Annotated in this window: 1 protein-coding gene; it reads right to left on the bottom strand. The window is 67.7% G+C overall.

What is annotated here, in order from left to right; genetic code table 11:
• On the bottom strand, positions 1-862 hold an 862-nt coding region (gene sucC, locus JT362_RS35310), incomplete at both ends, for an ADP-forming succinate--CoA ligase subunit beta (protein WP_260196310.1).

Genomic DNA, 862 nt, shown 5'->3' with positions numbered 1-862 from the left:
GGAAGGCCTGCACGATGCCGTTGGCGACCGCGTCACACGCGGTGATACCACCGAACACGTTGACGAACACACTGCGCACGTCGGTGTCGGACAGGATGATCTCCAACCCGTTCGCCATCACCTCCGCCGACGCGCCACCACCGATGTCCAGGAAGTTCGCCGGCGCCACCCCGCCGAACTCCTCACCCGCATACGCCACGACGTCCAGAGTGGACATCACCAGACCGGCGCCGTTACCGATGATCCCAACCTGCCCGTCCAACTTGACGTAGTTCAGGTCCTTCGCCTTCGCCGCCGCCTCCAACGGATCCTCAGCGGCGGTGTCCACCAGATCCGCGTGATCCGGGTGCCGGAACGCGGCGTTCTCGTCGAGGGTCACCTTCCCGTCGAGCGCGATCACCTTGTCCCGCGGATCACGCACCAGCGGATTCACCTCGACGAGCGTGGCGTCCTCGGCCACGAACGTCTCCCACAACTTCACCACGACCTCGGCGGCCTCATCGGCGATCGCCTCCGGGAACCTCGCCGCCGCGACGATCTCCCCGGCCTTGGCCAGGTCCACACCGGCGAGCGCGTCCACCGGAACCTTCGCCAACGCCTCCGGGCGCTCCACCGCGAGCTGCTCGATCTCCACACCACCCTCGGCGGAAGCCATCGCCAGGAACGTCCGATTGGTGCGATCCAACAGGAACGAGAAGTAGTACTCCTCGGCGATGTCCGAGGCCGGGGTCACCAGGACCCGACGCACGGTGTGACCCTTGATGTCCAGGCCCAGGATGTCCTCCGCGCGGGCCTGCGCCTCGGCCGGGTCGGCGGCCAGCTTCACACCGCCCGCCTTGCCCCGGCCGCCGGTCTTGACCTG

The sequence above is a fragment of the Actinophytocola gossypii genome (assembly GCF_025165815.1).
Classification (GTDB): domain Bacteria; phylum Actinomycetota; class Actinomycetes; order Mycobacteriales; family Pseudonocardiaceae; genus Actinophytocola; species Actinophytocola gossypii.
Note: the sequence above shows the minus strand (reverse complement) of the source record. Positions and strands in the feature narration are given on the sequence as shown.